Source organism: Streptomyces sp. NPDC050759, assembly GCF_044456945.1.
In the GTDB taxonomy this organism is placed as follows: domain Bacteria; phylum Actinomycetota; class Actinomycetes; order Streptomycetales; family Streptomycetaceae; genus Streptomyces.
Window position 1 is genome coordinate 18,806 of sequence record NZ_JBITGI010000011.1, and the last position, 16,581, is coordinate 35,386.

Below are 16,581 nucleotides of genomic sequence, written 5' to 3' on the forward strand. Positions count from 1 at the left end.
CGATGGAGTGAAACGCAGTGGACGTGCCCCTGACGAAGACGGCTTACGAGGACCCGGCCACCCGGCGGGCCTGGCGCCGCACGGCCGCGTTCCGGCTCAGTGCCTTCCTCCTCTCTCTCGGGTCCTTCGTGGCCTGGATGTACGCGGTGCTCCTGACGCCCGTGTGGACTCTTTGGGTCCTCTTCCCGGCCCTCTTCGTGCTGATCTACCTGGCCATGCTGAACACCGCGAGGGTGCTGGGTATCCGGTCGCTGCGCCGGGTCCTGCGGGTCTATCCCTGGCAGTCGGTCCCCGGGGCCGCCTCGCTCGCGAAGAACGGCACCACCAGGTTCTCCTTCGCGGATCCCGAGCGCCCGGACAAGACCGTCTCCCTCGGTTACGGCAGCTTCCTGGGCAGCGGATACACCTTCTGGGTCCGCAGGGTCAGGTCGGGCGAGGTCGGCGAGGTCTGGTTCGCGGGCGACCCGCGTTTCCTGGGCGTCGTCGCCGTACCGGGACCGCGTCGGCTGTTCGGCTTGGCCCAGCGCACGGCCGTCGACGACCGGATGGCGGCCCGCAGACGCGGTGTCAGCCCGGAGGCCCGGGAGCGGGCCAAGGCGGCGGGGGCGCGGGTCGGTTGAGGGACCTCTGAGCAGTGCGGGATACGGCGGTAGCGGTGCCCTGAGCGGGTGCCGCCACCGCCGTATGCGTGAGGTCTGTCGGTTCCGGTCAGGCGGACCAGAAGTGCACTACCGCCTGGGCATAGGCCAGGCGGGGGTCCAGGCCGGGTGTGCGGAGTTTGTACTTGTCGCTGATGCCGGAGAACTTCAGGGGAGCGGGGCCGAAGCCACCCGCGGGGCGCCAGGCCGTGCGCGTGGGCAGGTGCCAGTCGATGCCGTATCCGCCGACGAGACTCGCCGCGTTGTAGAGCAGGGCGAGCGGGGAGAGGACGACGTACAGCAGCCATGCCCCGACGGTTCCGCGGCGACCGACCAGGCGGGTGCCGTCGGGGAGTTCCATCTCGTACCGGGTCCGTCCGCCGCCCTGTCGGGTGGGCGGACGGAGCACGCCGAGGACCGCTCCGTCGGGCGCCGTCACGGTCAGCGCACCCCCCGGACCGGTCGGGGCCACGGCGCACAGGGGCTTGTGACCTGCCGGGTCCTCGTAGAGAGCGAAGTCCGTGCCGAGTCGGTCCGGCGCGTCTTCGCCCGCGGATCCTCGTGCGACGTGGACGGAGGTTCCGCCGCGCACCTTGATGACACTCTGGAGGTTGAGGCCCGTGTTTCCCTGGGGGGCCTGCGCGTGCACGCCAAATACAGTCGTCATCGCCATCTCTTTCCGGTGACCGGCTTCAGCCATGCAGGCAGTCCGCGATGCGGGAGTCCCGCTGCCGACAAGACCTGAAGGTACCCGTTGACCTGATCGCGGGTCCCGCCGCGCAGCCAGACGTGGCGGAGCCAGAGCGCCCGGGCCAGCAGGTACACGCTGAGCGCCAGCAGCAGCGCCACCGGGGTGCAGAGGACCACATCGGCCGCCGTGCCGGAGTTCGACCATGCGGTGGTGCCGAGCAGGAACCAGGCCCCGACCGCCCCGGGCACGAACAGCAGACCGCCCCACAACCCGCGGGAGTTCATCTCACCCAGCAGCCGGCGGTGGCGCTGGAGCATCGCCGCGACCTGCGGGTCGGCCAGATAGTCGATGCCCCGGTCGGCACCGATCGTGCGCGCCGCCTCGGGCAGGCCCGGCACCGTCGCCAGCTGCGCGGCCCTGACCTGCAACAGGTCCAGGGCCTCCGCCGGGACGGTGCCGTCATCCGCGCTCATCCGCTCATCCGAACACGTCTCGCACGGACTGCGCCTGCAGGGGCACCTGGACGCCGTTCGTCGTGTCTGCCGGACCGCTGGGAGGAACGTCCTCCGGCTGCTGGGGTACCAGCGCCTCGACCGGGCTCTCGCCGTCGTTCACCTCGATGGTGTTCACGATGTTGAAGAAGAGGTCGGAGTACAGGTCCCAGTCCTGCATGCACGGAGTGCTCAGTTCGAACAGAACCATCTCCGCCTCCCGGCGCAGCGGCAGGAAGACGGCGATCTTCCCGACCTCCACGTCCTCGGGACGGCCGGAGTCGGTGACCTCGGCCGGGAGGGTCGTGACGTCCGCGGTGAACCGGACCACGGCCTCGCCCGCGGTGAGCCACACCGTCTCGACCTGAGCCTCTTCACCCCCGAGGCCCACGAGTTCCGCGGCGACGCTCGCGGCCGTCATTTTCCGGCCGTCCGGCACCGACTCCAGCAGCGCGCCGGTCACCGTCGCCGTGCTGCGCCGCCCGTCGAGGTCGAGGAGACAGAATCCGGCGTAGCTGACCCCGGCCTCCATCATCTCGGCGACCACCGGCAGTTGGGTCGCCGCGTACTGGAACCAGAGCTCGGGGGTTCCCTCTGGGTAGACGTCCTGGGCCAGCTCGATCAGCGCTTGGCCGACCTGCTCCTCGGTCTCGTACACGGGGAGTTCGAAGAAGGCGGGCGGCACCCGGAATGTCAGGCGCGGGGTGGCGACGACGGTGGTGTCGGCCGAGCCGTCGCCGGGAAGCATGGTGTCCATCGGTTACGCCGCTCCCGCCGCCGCCATGAACGCGTTGCTGGACGGTGCGGGAGCCGACTTGGAGCTCATCGCGTCCGAGACCAGGCCGTACCCCAGGGCAACGCCCTTGACCCCCATCGCCGTGCCGCGCATGGTCCAGCTGCCGACGTCCACCGCCGCGTCGCTGAGGCCGATTCTCTTGCCGGCCCAGGCCAGGCCCTTGTACATGACGCCGTCGGCCATGCCCCGGGCGATGTTGGTCGATGTCGCCATCGTGTCGGCGCCGGCGAACACACCTTTGAGCCGGGTGCCGGTCGCCGCCGCCTTGGCCGCCTTTCCGGCCGCCGTCATGCCCTTGACCGCTCCGATGCCCGGCAGCACACCGAGCCCGGCGCCGACCCAGTCCATCACCCCGACCTTTTCGCCACGGGCCGTCCTGGCTCCATAACCGGCCAGGGCGAGGGCGCTGGCGCCGATCGCCAGTCCACCGAGGATCGCTCCCACGGGCGGGATGGCCATGGTCGCCAGGGAGGCGATGGACAGGACGGATCCAATCTTCGAGAACAGGTCCGCGTTGTCGGCGAGGAAGTCCGTGAAGCCGTCCCAGGCGCCCTTCAGACCGTCCGTGATCTTGTCCCAGATGCTGATGTCCGGCGGCCGGTTGTTCGCGGCCTCGCGGATGGCCTTCTCGGCCTTCGCGGCCTGCTCCTCCCAGTACTTGCGCAGCGCGTCGGCGTTCTGGATGAGGAGTTTGAGGTCGGTCGCGGCGTCCTGGGCCGCGCGCGTGGCGGAGTCGGCCTCCTCCGACAGGGCCTTGGCCTGCTGCTCGGTGAGCTGCTGGAACTGCGCGCCCTCGATCTTGACGTTGACCTTGTCGACGTCGGCGTTCTTCTGGTCGAGCCGCTTGCGGGCCTCGACCGCGCGCTCCTCGAGGTTCTTGGCCTGGCACTGCATGGTCTCGAGTTCGTCGTGCCAGCCCTTGAGCGCCCTGGAGCAGGCGTTCATCGACTCGTGGCCCTGCTGAAGGTACTTGGGCAGTTCGCCGACCTTCTCCTGGAACTTCTTGGCGGCCTCGCCGTCCCAGATGCCGTCCGTCTTGCCGATGCCCACCAGCATCTCGCGCATCTCGTCGAGCTCGTCGCCGACCGTCTTCACGTCGTACGCCAGTGACTCGATCGTGTGCAGGTCGCCCTTGGCCGGGTTGAACGTCAGCCCTGGCCAGTTGGGGTCGTCGAACATTCCCATCGTCTTCTCCCCGTTGTGTGCGTGTGCGTGTGCCGTGCGAGTTGTCGGAGCGGTGGTGCGCCTACTTCTGGCTGAAGCCCTTCTGCAAATCCTGGTCGGTCGTCCGGTAGGCCTCGAGCGTCTTCTGCAGTCCCTCGTGGAGCTGCTTGGCGCCGTCGGCAATCCGCTTGATGCCGTCGCCCCAGTCGTCCTGAAAGCCGTCGCAGGCGTTGTCGAGACCGTCCGTGCCAAGTCCCTTGGGACCCACCTTGTTGAGCCGCTCCTGGGCGCCACGCATGCGGTCGTCCACCTGGTCGAGCCTGTTGATCAGAGTCTTCATACGATCGACATCGATCTGGAAGTCCGCCATCGCCGTGTGCCTCCCCGTAGCGTGATCAGTGATCGCCGGTCAGACTATCGGAGCAGCAACTTCCGGCCTACCTGACGGTGTTCGCTGTCGCCAACTTGTGGCATGCGCATGCTATGCGCGGTCCCACACGTGCAGGACGGCCTGCGCGTATGCCAGCCGGTGGTCCAGCCGGGGTGAGGCGAGACGGTACTTGCGGCCCGTCTGGTACTCGATGGCGATTTCCGGCCCACCCGGCTGACGCCATCGCGTCCACGTCGGGGGCTCCATCTCCCAGGCGGCTTCCTTCTTCGCCTCGTCCTTCTCCCCGAGGAGCAGCCAGATCGCTCCCTGAGCGGCCATGACCGCCCAGCACACGAAGTACAGGGGGGAGATCAGCACGAACACCGTCCACGCCTTGCGGGTCCCGACCTCGGCGGCCAGCGGTTCGCCCCCCTGAGCGGGCTGGACGCTCCAGTGCACGCGGCGCGGCCAGGGCAGGGTCCGCCCGCCGCGCCGGGTGATCCGGCCGATCGGGGCGCCGTCACCGCCGTAGACCTCGTAGACGCCATTTTCGACGGACCGCACCGAGCTGAGCGGTTCGCCGTTCGGGCCGCTCACGGTGAACGGCGGCCGCGCCTGGCGCCCGCCCTTCGGGGCGTCCTGCGAGACGTGGACGTACACGAGGGGTTCGCCGTTCGCGCCGGGGCCGGCCTGCCGGATGGTGACGGTCTGCTCCCCCGGCTTGACCTTGTCGTACTTGTGCAGCCTCTTGTTGGGGACCTCGATGACGGTCTCCGCCGGAGCGTGGGCCTGCCGGTACGGGTTCGGGGTCTGCGGTGGGTACTGCGGCTGCCCCGGCTGCTGGGCCTGCGAGGCCCATTCCTGGCTGCTGTGGTTCATGGCCGCCCAACTGCCGATGCGGTTGACGATGACGATCGACAGACTCTCAAAAGTGGGTCGGTGATGTCGCGGGGCGCTGGGCGTCAACCGGTCCTGGGACGACTCGTCCACAGAACGTCCACGAGATTTCCCCGCTGGCTTTCAGACCCGGGCCGGGGCGCGGGGCGTTCCAGAAACAACCAGTGCGACCGCCTCCGGCACGTCCACGTCCCGGCCGCACCGCGGAACGGAGTCCGCCAAGGCGCGCTCCAGCGTCCCGTGCGGGAGCTGTCGCCCGAGTTCGGCAAGAACGCCCGGCTCCTCGGCGTTCACGGACGCGGCGCACGAGAGGACCCGGGTGGCTCCTCCCGGCCCCGTGTCCCTGATTCCGCACCCGGCTCGCGCCCGCCCAGACCAGTCTCGGTCGGTCTACCCGCGAGCCTTGAAGCGCGCCTGCCACAAGTCGCGAAGCAGCGCGATCTCCGCCACGTGGTGGATGAGTTCGAGGTTGGACCCCCACAACACGGAGATGTACGGCTCGTCGGGAGCGGAGCCGTACGGGTACTGGGAGAAGCCGATCGTGTCGAGCTGTTCCTCGGTGACCCGGCCGACGGCTTCGCGCCAGCGGTCGAGCAGGGACCAGAAGCGTTCCTGGGCCAGGGCCGCGGAGGGGGTGAAGTCGACCAACTGGTGGGGATCCGTGCGGCGTTCGCCGAAGGTCCACTCCCACTCGCCGGCGAAGCAGGAGTGGAGGTGTCCGAGTCGCCAGGCGATGGTCGTGACCGGGGAGATGTCGGGTTCCACCGGGCCGGTGTGGGCGAGGACCTCCTCGACGCGTTCGACGCTCACGCTCCAGTCCTCGGCGATCTTGGCGACGCTCATGCCGTCGGCGGCCTGGCGGGCCACCTCGGCGTACTCGCCCGAGGGGATGTCCGGGGCGCCCTTGTCGAGGACCCACTCGCCGGGACCGTACGCCCGGGGCGTCACCGCCTCGCTCCGGCGCCGGATCGACCAGCAGTCGGGGACCGGCTCCCAGAGGTACTCCTCGTCGCCGAGACCTTCGAGCCGTATCTGCGCCCGCTCCCTGACGCAGTCGAACTGGTCAAGCAGTACGCCCAGTCGGTCGGTCCGTATGCGTCCCGTCTCCATGCCCGGCTCCCCTCACGGTCCCGTCCAGGCGGAGGCTAACGGCATGCTCGCGGGGGCGCGACGGATTTACGTGGCCCCGGGTTCCGTTCGGAAAGGTATGCGCCAACTGAGCCTCGGATCAGGTCATGTGACGCCGGGTGAACTTGTTCTCATGATCCGATCAAAGTTACGTTTCCCCAACTAACTTTCGAACGGGGGTCCTTGTGGGTGTAGTCCTGCCGAGCGAGCTGGATGCGGCCCTGGACCTGATAGGCATCAGCTGGCCCAACGTCGACGAGGACGACTACCGCGACATGGCCCAGGCCATGCGGGAGTTCGCCGACGACATCGACGACGGAGCAGCCGACGCACATGCGGCGATCTCCGATCTGATCGGGACGAATGAGGGCCTGGCGGTACAGGCGCTCGAAATGCACTGGAGCAAGGTCAAGGGCACGCACCTGACCAACCTCGCCGAGGCGGGACGGCTCGCGGCCACCGCGCTGGACGGAGTGGCCGTACTGATCGAGGGCGCCAAGCTGGCGGCCATCGTGCAACTGGGCATCCTGGCAGCCGAGATCGCCGCGGCGATCGCCGCCGCTCCCGTCACCCTGGGCCTGTCGACGCTGGGAGGCATCGCGGGGACCCAGGCCACCCGGATCGCGGTCAAGCGCATTTTCGAGGAAGTGTGCGAAGAGGTCGTCTCGCGGGTCATGGACATCGCGATGGGGCCGGTCTACCAGTCGCTCGGCAACATGGCCGGAGACCTGGTGGTCCAGCTCGGCGGCAACGCGTTGGGCACCCAGCACGGTGTCGACCTCGGCCAGACCGCGAAGGCAGGCCAGGAGGGCTTCGGGGAGGGCGTCGACGCGGCGAAGTCGGGCGGGATGCAGCTGGCCAGTGCGGGCGGGAGCTCGGGCGGGTCGATGCAACTGGCCGGCGCCGACGGTGGCGGCGGCTCGGGCGGCGGAGGCGGCGGCGGTCAGTTCAGTATGGATCTGGAGTCCTACGACCGGGCCGGCACGCAGCTCAAGGGCGCGGGCGGCAAGATCCGCGACGGGGCCGGCGGCAAGCTTTCCCGCGCCAAGTCCACGCACGGCCGCACCAAGGGCAAGGACGCGATCGCCGACGCCGCCAACGCCATGCTGGACCAGGTCATGGACGGAATCGAGAAGGGCGTCAAGCGCTCCGCCGCGCACCTCGACGAGAACATGACCGGCGGCCTGAAGCAGATGGCCAAGCGCCACCGGGACAACGACGACGAGACAGCCCTGTCCCTCAAGCAGCTCCAGAAGGCCAACGACGGCAAGACGCCCATGTACCTGATGGGCGACGACGGAACGCTCAAGCGGCTGAGGCCGGACGGCGGGACCGACAAGCTGACGCAGGAGGACCGGGACCGCATCGGCCTGAAGCTCGACGGCGACAATGCCGGACGACCGCTGCCGGGCGAAGCGAACCTCAAACTCCACGGCAAGGAGAGGCCGCGTCCTCTCAGCAATTCGACGCAGGTGGAACTCGGGAGCACGCCGCTGTCCCAGGCCGTCCAGCTGGCCCGCCACTCGGACAAGAGCTACGGCAATCACAAGCAGGTGAACGGGCAGGACAAGTTCGAGAGCAACAACTACGCCGCAGCGCGCTTCAACAGCAACAAGCAGGACGACGGCGACTTCGTCCTGGTCGCGCGCAGTTCGGGATTCCGTCACTCCGAGCGCATGATCGGCTTCCCGGTCCTCCGGGACGGGGCGGGCGGCCGTATGACCGAGCTGTACACGGAACGAGCCCCCTGTTCGTCCGCCCCGAACTGCAGCGCGTGGATGAGGGAAAGACTTTCACACGTCGATGTCACCCACAGCATCGATTACGGAAACACAAAAGAATCCAGAGCGCAGGGCAACGCAGAAATGATGAATTATCTGGATCGCCTCAAGGTGAACCGGGGCAAATAGCGTACGTGCTAGCATCGGGCACTCCTCTCATTCGCAAGGCAGGCAGGTCACTGGATGACACCCCCCATCGACCGGGAAACCCTGGAGTCCGAGTTCGGCCCGGAAGAGCTCACCACGTATTCCGCTGTGGTGGTGGCGAACATCCAGCACGAACCGAGCGCGCGCTTCCTCCGTGACGTCGGCATTCCGGCCCGCCCCAATCCCTGGTTCGACCTGGTCGACGGGACTCCGGAGCAGGTGAGGACGCTCGGCGACTGCTACGCAGACCTGCGCGAGCGGTGGACCGACCTGCCCGAGGGGGCCGAAGGCTGGCTTCTCCTCGGCATGGTCCCGTACGACGACATCGCGCTCGACGGGGTCACCGGGACCGTTTACTGCCTCCCCGGTGACGAGTCCGAGATCTATCCGCTGAACAAGGATCTCAATTCCTTCGCCCATTTCCTGTACTTGCTGGAGAAAGAGCGTCCCCATTACGACTTCGAGTCGGAACAGGAATCGCTCGATCCGGAGGGTGCGGCGGGACGGCTCACCGAGCAGATGCGAGAAATCGACCCGGCCGCACTGGCAGTGGCCCATTCCCGCTGGCACGACATCCTCGAATATGTCGCCGAACCCGAGGCGAGGTAGGGGCGATGAACAACAACGACATGCGGCTTTTCGGGAGCAGGACGGGTACCGACCCGGCCGACAGCCCCGAGAGTGTCCGGCGGCTCGCGCACACTGCCGTCCCGCTCGCCGTCGGACCGTACTTCGCGACGGCCGAGTCCGACCCGGTCCCGCTGCAGGAGTTCGCCGAGTCCGTCGGCCGTACTGTCGTGCTGGACGAGTGCCGGCAGTGGGCGCGGCTCGGGTCCGACCGCGGGTTCGAGCTCTGCACCGACCACGAGGGCGTCGTCCGTGCCGTACTCCTCGACTGGGCCGAGGAGTCGAGGTTCGTGAACGCGACTCCGGAGGCCTTCGCCGAGTCGCTCGCCGCGCTCGACCAGGCCCTCGCCGCGATCCTCGGCACCGACGTGCCGCAGGAGGCGTCCGCCGCGTACGCGGAGTTGGAGCAGCGGTTGCGGACCCTGGACCCGCGGGCGTTCGAGGGCCGGGAGCACTGGTGGCCCCTCGTCCTCGACGACATCCGGGACACCGCGAGCGCGGAGTGGTTCACCGCCTTCGAGATCGTGAACGACCGGGGTGAGAAGCAGATCGTCACCCAGGCCGGCGACATCGGTGTCCACCCGGAGGAGCGGCTGTGGGCCCGGCTGCGGGCCGCGGGTGTGCAGCCGGAACAAGTGCTGCGGATCCACACCGAGTTGGAGGCCTGCTTCATGCCGGGGCACTACTGCTCGCTGTGGCTCGGGCAGGTCTTCCCCGAGGCGCAGCTGACCCACAACTTCCCCTACGGGGAGACGGCCGAGTCCCGTGCGGAAGGCATCCGGCTGCTGCGCGAGGCGGCCGCCGAGCAGCCGCAGTAGAGCGAAGCCGGATTCAGGACGAGGGGACCCAGCACACCATGACCGTCGGTGCCGTCACACCGGACCTCACCTCCTGGCCGCCGATCGACGAGGAGACACGGCCCTCCGGGCAGCGTTTGCTCGACTGGGCGGCCGGCGGAAACAGTGCCGGGCCCCGGCTGTGCCTGGTGCGGGGCGCCGAGGGCAGCGGCAAGAGCCGTCTGCTCGCCTGGTTCCTGGCCGGGACGATCGACCGGCCGGGGATCACCGTCCATGCCACCGTCCCGTCCGAGGGGCTCACAGCCGAGAGCTTCGCCTGGGAGTTGGGGCGGCAGCTCGGCTACGGCCCGCTGTCCCCGGCCCGACTGCTGGACCAAGTGGCGCTGGATGAGCGGCCGTTGCTGCTCCTCGTACCCGATCTGCATCGGGCCGGGGCGGGACCCGCGGATCTGCCGGCGGGGACGCCGGAGGCCCTGGTCGCCGAGATGCTGGAGCCGTTGCTGACACTCCCCCATGTGCGTGCGGCCGTTGAGGTGGGCGAATCGGGTCTGCTGGCCGCCGACCACGTAGAGGCCGACCACGTAGAGGTCGTCGACCTGGGCGACACGGCCGGGGCGCCGCGTGCGGGCGAGGCCCCGTACCCGGAACTCCTCTCGACGGTCCCGCACACCTCCGACGGCCGACCGGACTGGTCCCAGGCACCCGACAGGGTCCGCCGCCACATCCTCGGCGCGGCGCTGCGCAGGGACGACGAAGGGGCCGCCGTACGCGACCTGTTGACCGACCCCGGCTTCCTGGTCCACGGCTCCGCCGCCGCCCTGACCGCCGCTCTCGCCGACGCACGCATCCCCGTTCCCGGACGGCTGCGCGAGGTGTGGAGGCGTGCCGCATCCGAACTGACGGCGTATCACACCGACAGTGCCGAGCGGGCCGCCCTGCTGCACACCGCCGCCGTGGGCACGGACCCGGCGCTGACCGAGTACCTTCAGCCGCTCGCCGAGCGCCATTGGTGGACCGCGGTGTGGGCCCGGCCCGGCCTCGCGGTGAGCGCGCTCGCCCTGGTACCGGGCGAGGAGCGACGGGTTCTGACGGCCGACGCCACGGGGCGGCCGCGGACGTACGACCTGGACAGCGGTGCGCCGACCGGGACTGCAGGCGGGGGTGCCGGTTCCCCTCCGTCCTTCGTACGACCGCGCTCCGTCGCCCCGTGCGACGCCCGCTCGGCGCTGCTGCTCGACCGGTCCGACGCGCTGCTGCCGCTCGTGCCCGAGGACGACCCGACCGCCGCGATCGTGCTCGGGCACATCGCCGAGCACCACGGTTCGGCCGCCCTCGCCGAAGAGGAGTCCCAGGTCAGTGCGCTCGGCAGCGGTGGTCTGCAGGAGCCGTACGCCGTCGTCGGCGACCGGAGCGGCGCGGTTCACGTGTGGTCCCTGAGCGAGTATCAGGACACTCCGCGGTCCTGCCATGTTCACGAACAGCCGGTCACCGCCGCCACCTGCGTCGGCACCGCCGACGCACTGACCCTCACCTTCAGTGCCGCGTCGGACGGCTCGGTGCGACTGTGGGAGACCGGTTCCGCCGAGCCGATGCCCGTCCCGGTGCAGCAGCGCCGGCATCTGGTCACCGCCCTTGCCGCGGCTGACACCCCGGTCGGTCCAGTGCTCGCCGTGGCCTGGAGCGACGGTGAGCTGCACCTGTGGCACGTGCTGTCCGGCGAGGTGCGCGTCCTGCCCCTGCTGCGGCCGTGCGATGCCCTCGCACTCACACCCGGCGGGCTGCTCGTCGTCGGGGATCCCGAGGGTCTGTATGCGGTACAGCTGCGACTGGACGCGCTCCGGGAGCTGTGAGAGGCGCTGTCCGAAGGGGCTCGCGGCGACGGGGGTGCTCTTCGGAACCGGGACCGGCGTCGGGGCCGTGAAGGAGATCCCGGCGGCCACCAGCGTGGCCAGTTCCAGGAACTCCTCCTCCGCCTCGAAGATCTCGGTGGACAGGGACACCACCACCGCCTGCGCAACCCGCGGGAAGGCGAGGTGGAACGTGGCGGTGCGGACGGCCGAGGTGCTCACGCCCTCGACGCCGAACAGCGTTCCGGGGACCGTGACGGCCTGATCCGCCACCACGACGGCGGCGAGCCCCGACGGCAGTTCGACGACCGCCTTGTGGGTGTCCGGCTGGTCCGGGTGGGCGCGCAGCGCGCTGTGCGGGTAGAGGTGGGGGTCGCCCGCGGGGCGGTCGGTCTTGGCGATCTCGCCGCCCGCGGACTGGAGGGAGTCATGGGCGCGCTGGAGGTAGTCGGGGAGGTCCGTCACCTTCTGGGTGAACGCCTTGGCCGCCTCCCCCGACCACCAGGTGCTCTCCTTGGAGAGGGAGTCCAGCAACTGGTAAGTGGTCTGCAGGGTTTCGGCGGTGTGCAGCAGATCGTCGGAGAGGCTGGTCGCCAGGTGGGGGTGGCCGGGGGTGGGATTCCAGCCGAGGCCGCTCCAGTCGTCGCTCACTGCGCCACCCCCGGAGTGTGGGCTCCGGTGTGCCCGAACGCGCCCTGGATCTCCTGCTCGGTCTGCTCATACGCCTTGATGATGGCGGGCAGCGCCTCGTTGAGGACCTTGATCCGTTCCTGCGTCTTGCCGAGCCCGTACTCCCAGCTCTCCTCGAAGTCCTCGCAGGCCTTGTCGAGCACGCCCTTGCCCAGGTCCTTCGGCCCGGTGTCCTTCATCCGGCGCAGCGCCTTGTCGAGTTGTGACTCGCTGTCCTCGAGCTTCTTCTTCAGTCTGCGCAGTTCATCGAGACCGACCTTGAAATCGGCCACGTGCTTTCCCCCTGTTTTGCAGTCCTGTGCGTCAGTCGGAGACCCTGCGCAGGAAAAGCCACATTCCCTTGGTGGCGTGGGTCTGCCGGGTGAATCCCTCTTCGGCGGCGAGAGATTCGGCCTGTCCGACGGAAATCCCGGGGTAGCGGGCCGGATTGACGCGGATGTGCCCGCGGACGTTCGGGGCGCCGTTGCGGATCTCCCCGCGCAGTTCCTCGCGCAGTTCCTCGGCCGGGACCTTCCTGCGCTTGCGGCGCGACGACCAGGCGATCAGGAGGTTCACGAGCACCAGCGCGGCGATGCCGGCACCGATGCCCCCGAGGGCAACCGGGCTGACGGCACCGCCGGGCGGGGCCGCGAGCAGAACACCGGCCATGGGCATCGAGGGGGAACCTCCGGGTGACAACAGCAGAGGGCCCGCACCCTAGCGACTCTCTTTGTTCGCAGGTCTGTCCATGCAGTGACGACCCGGCACACCACGGCGTCCGCCATGCCGCCGGAAAAGCGCTGGTCCACGCCTCGACTTCACCTGTCCATCACACGCGCTCACGCGGCCGCCCCAGGGGGCCCACCTCACCACCACTGACCCTTTCCGCGTGGATCACCATCTTTTTCCGCCCGGCTGAGCCCCGGATGAGCAAGGGATGGGGGCGGCATCGACCGGAACCGGCGTACTTGTAGGGTGTCATGAGCATTACGGGGGAGCTGTTGATCACTTGAGCGTCGTGCTCCATTTCTCTGCGGGCTCCCACACATCATCGAGACTCATGGGGGACCGGGTTCATGTCGTACCCACCGCCGCCCGGAGGGCCGGGTGGCGCGTATCCACAGGGGCAGGGAGGGTGGGCCCCACAGCCGCAGCAGCAGCCGCCGCCGCAGCAGCAGCCAGGTGGCGTGCCCTACCCGCCCCAGGCCGCACCAGGTCACTACGGCCATCCGCCCCAGGCCGCGCCAGGTCACTACGCCTATCCGCCGCAACCACCCGCCACGGCTCAGGGCTGGCCCGCGCCGCCCCACACGCCGTACCCGCAGCCGCAGCCTCCCGGCGGAGCCGGCGGTGACCGGGGCGGGAACGGTGACCGGGGCGGGAGCGGCCTGAAGAAGGCCGTCATCGGTGTGGTCGTCCTGGCCGTGCTCGCCGTTCTCGGCATCGGCGGGCTCGCCGCATACCAGGCCTTCGGCGGCGGCGCGTTGCCCACCGCGGCGGGCAACGCGCAGGGCGAGCAGTTGCTGAGCTCCAAGGACATCCAGGAACTGCTCGACGGCCGCAGCCAGGCGTTGAGGAGCGGCGAGGAGGACACGTACCTCGCCCCCTTCACCGGCGAGGCCAAGGACACGCAGAAGAGTCTCTTCGAGAATCTGCGCAAGATCCCCTTCGCGCAGGCCGAGTACTCCATCCTCAACACGACGGGCACGAGCACCGACGAGTACGGCGACGGAGCCACGGTCGCCCTCGACGTCGCCTTCGTCCACAAGATCCAGGACGTGGACGTCCGGCCGGTGTCCGAGTGGTACCGCTGGATCATCAAACGGGAGTCCAAGGACGCCGAGCCACGGATCACCAAGGTGGGTCCCGCACCCGGCGCCTTCGGTGCCAAGAGCTATGTGTTCTACCCGGCTCCCTGGGACCTCTACGACGACATGCACGTCGTCAAGAAGGCCCACACGCTGACGATCTCGGACAAGAAGCACGCCGCCGACACGGACCGCTACGCGCCGTACATCGAGAAGGCCGCGAAGGACGACATCGAGCTGTGGAAGGCGAACGGCCCCCAGGACACCGAGACGCCCACGGGCTTCGTGACGGTTCTCGAACCCGACCGCAAGACCTACTCCTCCCTGTACGGCTCGCAGTCCGTCGACTGGGAGGCCGGCCAGAGCGTGGCGATGCCCACCTTCGACGCCGGGTTCGGCGGTGACGAGAAGGACCTGGAGTACGGCGGTGCCCGGGTCAAGATGGACATGTCCGGGAACCGATTCACCAACGCGACGTACTGGCCCAAGCTCGTCCAGGAGATCTCCCACCACGAGTTCGCGCATGCCGTGGTGCAGCCCCTGGAGGCCGCCTCCGGCGGGTTCGCCACCGAGTCCAACACCCGCTGGTGGGTCGTCGAGGGTTTCGCCGACTACGTGGCGTTCCGCTTCGACAGTGAGCTCGGTGCGTTGACCATCCGCAACGACGTCACCGGCAAGGAGTTCAGCGGCACGCTGCCCGAGGATCCCGGGGCCGGGGACGAGGTCTCCACGAACTACACGGTCAGTTACCTGGCCATCCGGTTCATGGCCGAGAAGAACGGCGAGGCCGCGGCTCTTCGGTTCGTCACCGACCAGTACCGCCACCCCGGGCAGCTCGACCAGCAGTTGCGCGAGGCCACGGGCATGGGGGAGAGCGAGTTCCAGGCCGCCTGGGCGGGTTACGTGAGGAGCAACAGCTGATGAGTACAGACGGCAGCCAGGGCTCCGCCGGCCCGTACGGGCAGCAGCCTCCGCCCGTCCCCCCGCCGGGGTACGGGTACCCGCAGCAACCGCCGGCGCCGCCGCAGGGCCCGCCGCCGCAGCCGTACGGGTATGGGTACGGCGGACCGCAGCAGGCCCCGCCGAACACGCCGCCGCAGGCACCCCCGCCGGGGTACGGGGTGCCGCAGGGCTACGGCTATCCACAGCAACCCGGGCAGCAGGGCTACGGCCATCCCCAGCAGCCCCAGCAGCCCCAGCAACAGGGCTACGGGTTCCCGCCGCAGCCCCCGCAGCCGTACGGGTACGCCGGGCCGGGCGGCCCTCTCGGCCCCGTCGGCCCGGCCCAGCCCGGGAACGCGCGGAAGAAGCCGGTCGGGATGATCGTGCTGCTCGTCATGGCCGTGCTCGTGCTGAGCGGGGCCGGTTTCGGGGCCTGGTACATGCTCGTCGGCTCGGCGAGCAACAACGTGCTGTGGAGCGTGGCCGCCAAGCAGCAGGGCGAGGACGTAGACGCGGTCCTCGGGGCCAAGACGCGGGGCACCTGGTTCACCGGCAAGGCCGTGGTCCAGACCCTGCCCAACGGCGTGAAGGCGTACGACCTCGACAACGGCAAGCAGCTGTGGGCGACGGCGCTCCCCGGCGACAGCAGCGAGGCGTGCGTCGCGCCCGAGAACTCCTCCGGCGACATCGGCATCGTCGCCTACGGCGAGGGCAAGGCCTGCGACCACCTCGTGGCCTACGACCTCGGCACCGGCAAGCAGCTCTGGGACAAGGACCTCAAGCCGGGTGGCACCACGTCGAAGGACGAGGTGTCGGTCGCCCGGGCCGGCGACGTGGTCGTCGTCAACGCCGCGAAGGTGACACTGGCGCTGAAGGCGGCCGACGGCACGACGGCCTGGGACCCGAAGAAGTTCGCGACACAGGACTGCCCCAGCGGTGAGTTCACCGGCGGCAAGGCACTGATCCGGGTCCGCGGCTGCCACGTCAGCGACTTCGACGACCCCGACTGGGGCCAGAACTGGGACGAGGTCTCGCTGGTCGACCCGGCCACCGGACAGCCGCGCTGGACCTACCACCACAAGGTGCCCAAGGACGACTTCGGCGAGATCGAGGGCCGCGACGTCGTCTCGACCTCTCCCGTCGTTCTGCTCCGGCACGGCGACGACGGGGACGCGCTCTTCTCCCTCGACGACGAGACGGGCAAGGTCCGCAGCCAGTTCTCCCCCGCCACACCGTCCGAGTACGTCATGACCGACGACTCCCTGGGCGGCCCCTGGTCGGAGGCGGGCGTCTTCGGCGACACCTTCGTCATCGATGTGACCGGCCCGAAGAGCAAGGAGCTGCTGGCCGCGTACGACCTGGACAGCGGCAAGCAGCTGTGGAAGACCGACGCGGTCGAGTTCAGGTCGTACTATCCGCTGCCCGCGGCCGGAAGTGACCGGATCCTCGCCTACAAGACCAGCAACGACAACGACAAGGGCCCCGAACTGGTGGAGTTCAACGCGAAGGACGGTTCGACGAAGACCGTCGTCGAGTACCCGACGGACATCCGCAAGGGCATGTCGATATGGGCCCGGCCCTTCTGGCACGATGCCCGGCTCTACATCTCCGAGCCGAACCCTTCCGTCACCTACGGCGAGACCCCGTACACGCTGGTGGCTCTCCCGACCAGCGACTGACGGAGGGGCTGTTGTCAAGAAGGCCCCGTCGCCGGCGTACCGGCGATGGGGCCTTCTGCCCGGGTCAGTACCGCTGCGGGGGCCTCCGCCGAACCTTCACGCGCGTCCC

The 16,581-nt window shown here is 69.3% G+C and carries 17 protein-coding genes; 8 read left to right on the forward strand and 9 right to left on the reverse strand.

The window, feature by feature from the left end:
* Positions 1 to 17: 17 nt before the first annotated feature.
* On the forward strand, positions 18 to 620 hold the full coding sequence (locus ACIBJB_RS29060; protein ID WP_398934696.1) for a hypothetical protein: 603 nt from the start codon (positions 18 to 20) through the stop codon (positions 618 to 620).
* A gap of 88 nt (positions 621 to 708) precedes the next feature.
* On the opposite strand, the gene ACIBJB_RS29065 is transcribed toward ACIBJB_RS29060, so the two are convergent.
* The 7 genes from ACIBJB_RS29065 to ACIBJB_RS29095 form a co-directional block, all read right to left on the reverse strand.
* A complete protein-coding gene (locus ACIBJB_RS29065; protein ID WP_398934698.1) occupies positions 709 to 1,305 on the reverse strand; it encodes a hypothetical protein in 597 nt (198 codons plus the stop codon).
* Entirely contained in the window at positions 1,302 to 1,802 is a 501-nt protein-coding gene (locus ACIBJB_RS29070; protein ID WP_398934700.1) for a hypothetical protein, read from the reverse strand. The genes ACIBJB_RS29065 and ACIBJB_RS29070 overlap by 4 nt, the downstream gene beginning before the upstream one ends.
* Positions 1,803 to 1,806: 4 nt before the next feature.
* Complete coding sequence (locus ACIBJB_RS29075) at positions 1,807 to 2,577, reverse strand: hypothetical protein (protein ID WP_398934702.1); 771 nt, start codon at positions 2,575 to 2,577, stop codon at positions 1,807 to 1,809.
* Between the two features lie 3 nt (positions 2,578 to 2,580).
* Positions 2,581 to 3,801, reverse strand: coding sequence for a putative T7SS-secreted protein (locus ACIBJB_RS29080; RefSeq protein ID WP_398934703.1), 1,221 nt, complete (start codon positions 3,799 to 3,801; stop codon positions 2,581 to 2,583).
* 61 nt (positions 3,802 to 3,862) lie between these two features.
* A complete protein-coding gene (locus tag ACIBJB_RS29085) occupies positions 3,863 to 4,150 on the reverse strand; it encodes a hypothetical protein (RefSeq protein WP_398934705.1) in 288 nt (95 codons plus the stop codon).
* 111 nt (positions 4,151 to 4,261) lie between these two features.
* Positions 4,262 to 5,029, reverse strand: coding sequence for a hypothetical protein (locus tag ACIBJB_RS29090; protein WP_398934707.1), 768 nt, complete (start codon positions 5,027 to 5,029; stop codon positions 4,262 to 4,264).
* Positions 5,030 to 5,437: 408 nt separating this feature from the next.
* Positions 5,438 to 6,157, reverse strand: a complete 720-nt coding sequence (locus tag ACIBJB_RS29095) for a DinB family protein (RefSeq protein WP_398934709.1) — start codon at positions 6,155 to 6,157, stop codon at positions 5,438 to 5,440.
* A gap of 203 nt (positions 6,158 to 6,360) precedes the next feature.
* On the opposite strand from ACIBJB_RS29095, the gene ACIBJB_RS29100 reads away from it, so the two are divergent.
* The 5 genes from ACIBJB_RS29100 to ACIBJB_RS29120 are packed head-to-tail and all read left to right on the forward strand — an operon-like array spanning position 6,361 to position 11,639.
* Positions 6,361 to 8,085, forward strand: a complete 1,725-nt coding sequence (locus ACIBJB_RS29100; RefSeq protein WP_398934711.1) for a nucleic acid/nucleotide deaminase domain-containing protein — start codon at positions 6,361 to 6,363, stop codon at positions 8,083 to 8,085.
* Between the two features lie 54 nt (positions 8,086 to 8,139).
* Positions 8,140 to 8,712, forward strand: a complete 573-nt coding sequence (locus tag ACIBJB_RS29105; protein WP_398934713.1) for an SUKH-4 family immunity protein — start codon at positions 8,140 to 8,142, stop codon at positions 8,710 to 8,712.
* A 5-nt stretch (positions 8,713 to 8,717) separates the two neighbouring features.
* Complete coding sequence (locus ACIBJB_RS29110) at positions 8,718 to 9,548, forward strand: nucleic acid/nucleotide deaminase domain-containing protein (protein ID WP_398934715.1); 831 nt, start codon at positions 8,718 to 8,720, stop codon at positions 9,546 to 9,548.
* A gap of 38 nt (positions 9,549 to 9,586) precedes the next feature.
* The gene (locus ACIBJB_RS29115) at positions 9,587 to 11,377 is read left to right on the forward strand and encodes a hypothetical protein (RefSeq protein WP_398934717.1); all 1,791 of its coding nucleotides are present in this window, start codon (positions 9,587 to 9,589) and stop codon (positions 11,375 to 11,377) included.
* 34 nt (positions 11,378 to 11,411) lie between these two features.
* Positions 11,412 to 11,639 (forward strand): hypothetical protein, encoded by a 228-nt coding sequence (locus ACIBJB_RS29120; protein WP_398934719.1) that lies wholly within the window; start codon positions 11,412 to 11,414, stop codon positions 11,637 to 11,639.
* A gap of 382 nt (positions 11,640 to 12,021) precedes the next feature.
* Here ACIBJB_RS29120 and ACIBJB_RS29125 read toward each other — a convergent pair whose 3' ends face one another.
* Both ACIBJB_RS29125 and ACIBJB_RS29130 read right to left on the reverse strand, forming a co-directional pair.
* Entirely contained in the window at positions 12,022 to 12,336 is a 315-nt protein-coding gene (locus ACIBJB_RS29125) for a hypothetical protein (protein WP_398934721.1), read from the reverse strand.
* 31 nt (positions 12,337 to 12,367) lie between these two features.
* On the reverse strand, positions 12,368 to 12,712 hold the full coding sequence (locus tag ACIBJB_RS29130) for a hypothetical protein (protein ID WP_398934723.1): 345 nt from the start codon (positions 12,710 to 12,712) through the stop codon (positions 12,368 to 12,370).
* 518 nt (positions 12,713 to 13,230) lie between these two features.
* On the opposite strand from ACIBJB_RS29130, the gene ACIBJB_RS29135 reads away from it, so the two are divergent.
* A complete protein-coding gene (locus ACIBJB_RS29135) occupies positions 13,231 to 14,772 on the forward strand; it encodes a hypothetical protein (RefSeq protein ID WP_398934725.1) in 1,542 nt (513 codons plus the stop codon).
* Complete coding sequence (locus tag ACIBJB_RS29140; protein WP_398934727.1) at positions 14,772 to 16,472, forward strand: PQQ-binding-like beta-propeller repeat protein; 1,701 nt, start codon at positions 14,772 to 14,774, stop codon at positions 16,470 to 16,472. The genes ACIBJB_RS29135 and ACIBJB_RS29140 overlap by 1 nt, the downstream gene beginning before the upstream one ends.
* Positions 16,473 to 16,581: the final 109 nt, after the last annotated feature.

What these genes read in the sequence shown, in the direction of transcription:
- ACIBJB_RS29105 (WP_398934713.1), top strand. Translation starts at nt 8,140, where the DNA reads ATGACACCCCCCATCGACCGGGAAACCCTGGAGTCCGAGTTCGGCCCG.
- ACIBJB_RS29115 (WP_398934717.1), top strand. Translation starts at nt 9,587, where the DNA reads ATGACCGTCGGTGCCGTCACACCGGACCTCACCTCCTGGCCGCCGATC.
- ACIBJB_RS29095 (WP_398934709.1), bottom strand. Translation starts at nt 6,157, where the DNA reads ATGGAGACGGGACGCATACGGACCGACCGACTGGGCGTACTGCTTGAC.
- ACIBJB_RS29110 (WP_398934715.1), top strand. Translation starts at nt 8,718, where the DNA reads ATGAACAACAACGACATGCGGCTTTTCGGGAGCAGGACGGGTACCGAC.
- ACIBJB_RS29090 (WP_398934707.1), bottom strand. Translation starts at nt 5,029, where the DNA reads ATGAACCACAGCAGCCAGGAATGGGCCTCGCAGGCCCAGCAGCCGGGG.
- ACIBJB_RS29085 (WP_398934705.1), bottom strand. Translation starts at nt 4,150, where the DNA reads ATGGCGGACTTCCAGATCGATGTCGATCGTATGAAGACTCTGATCAAC.
- ACIBJB_RS29130 (WP_398934723.1), bottom strand. Translation starts at nt 12,712, where the DNA reads ATGGCCGGTGTTCTGCTCGCGGCCCCGCCCGGCGGTGCCGTCAGCCCG.
- ACIBJB_RS29065 (WP_398934698.1), bottom strand. Translation starts at nt 1,305, where the DNA reads ATGACGACTGTATTTGGCGTGCACGCGCAGGCCCCCCAGGGAAACACG.
- ACIBJB_RS29080 (WP_398934703.1), bottom strand. Translation starts at nt 3,801, where the DNA reads ATGGGAATGTTCGACGACCCCAACTGGCCAGGGCTGACGTTCAACCCG.
- ACIBJB_RS29070 (WP_398934700.1), bottom strand. Translation starts at nt 1,802, where the DNA reads ATGAGCGCGGATGACGGCACCGTCCCGGCGGAGGCCCTGGACCTGTTG.
- ACIBJB_RS29140 (WP_398934727.1), top strand. Translation starts at nt 14,772, where the DNA reads ATGAGTACAGACGGCAGCCAGGGCTCCGCCGGCCCGTACGGGCAGCAG.
- ACIBJB_RS29075 (WP_398934702.1), bottom strand. Translation starts at nt 2,577, where the DNA reads ATGGACACCATGCTTCCCGGCGACGGCTCGGCCGACACCACCGTCGTC.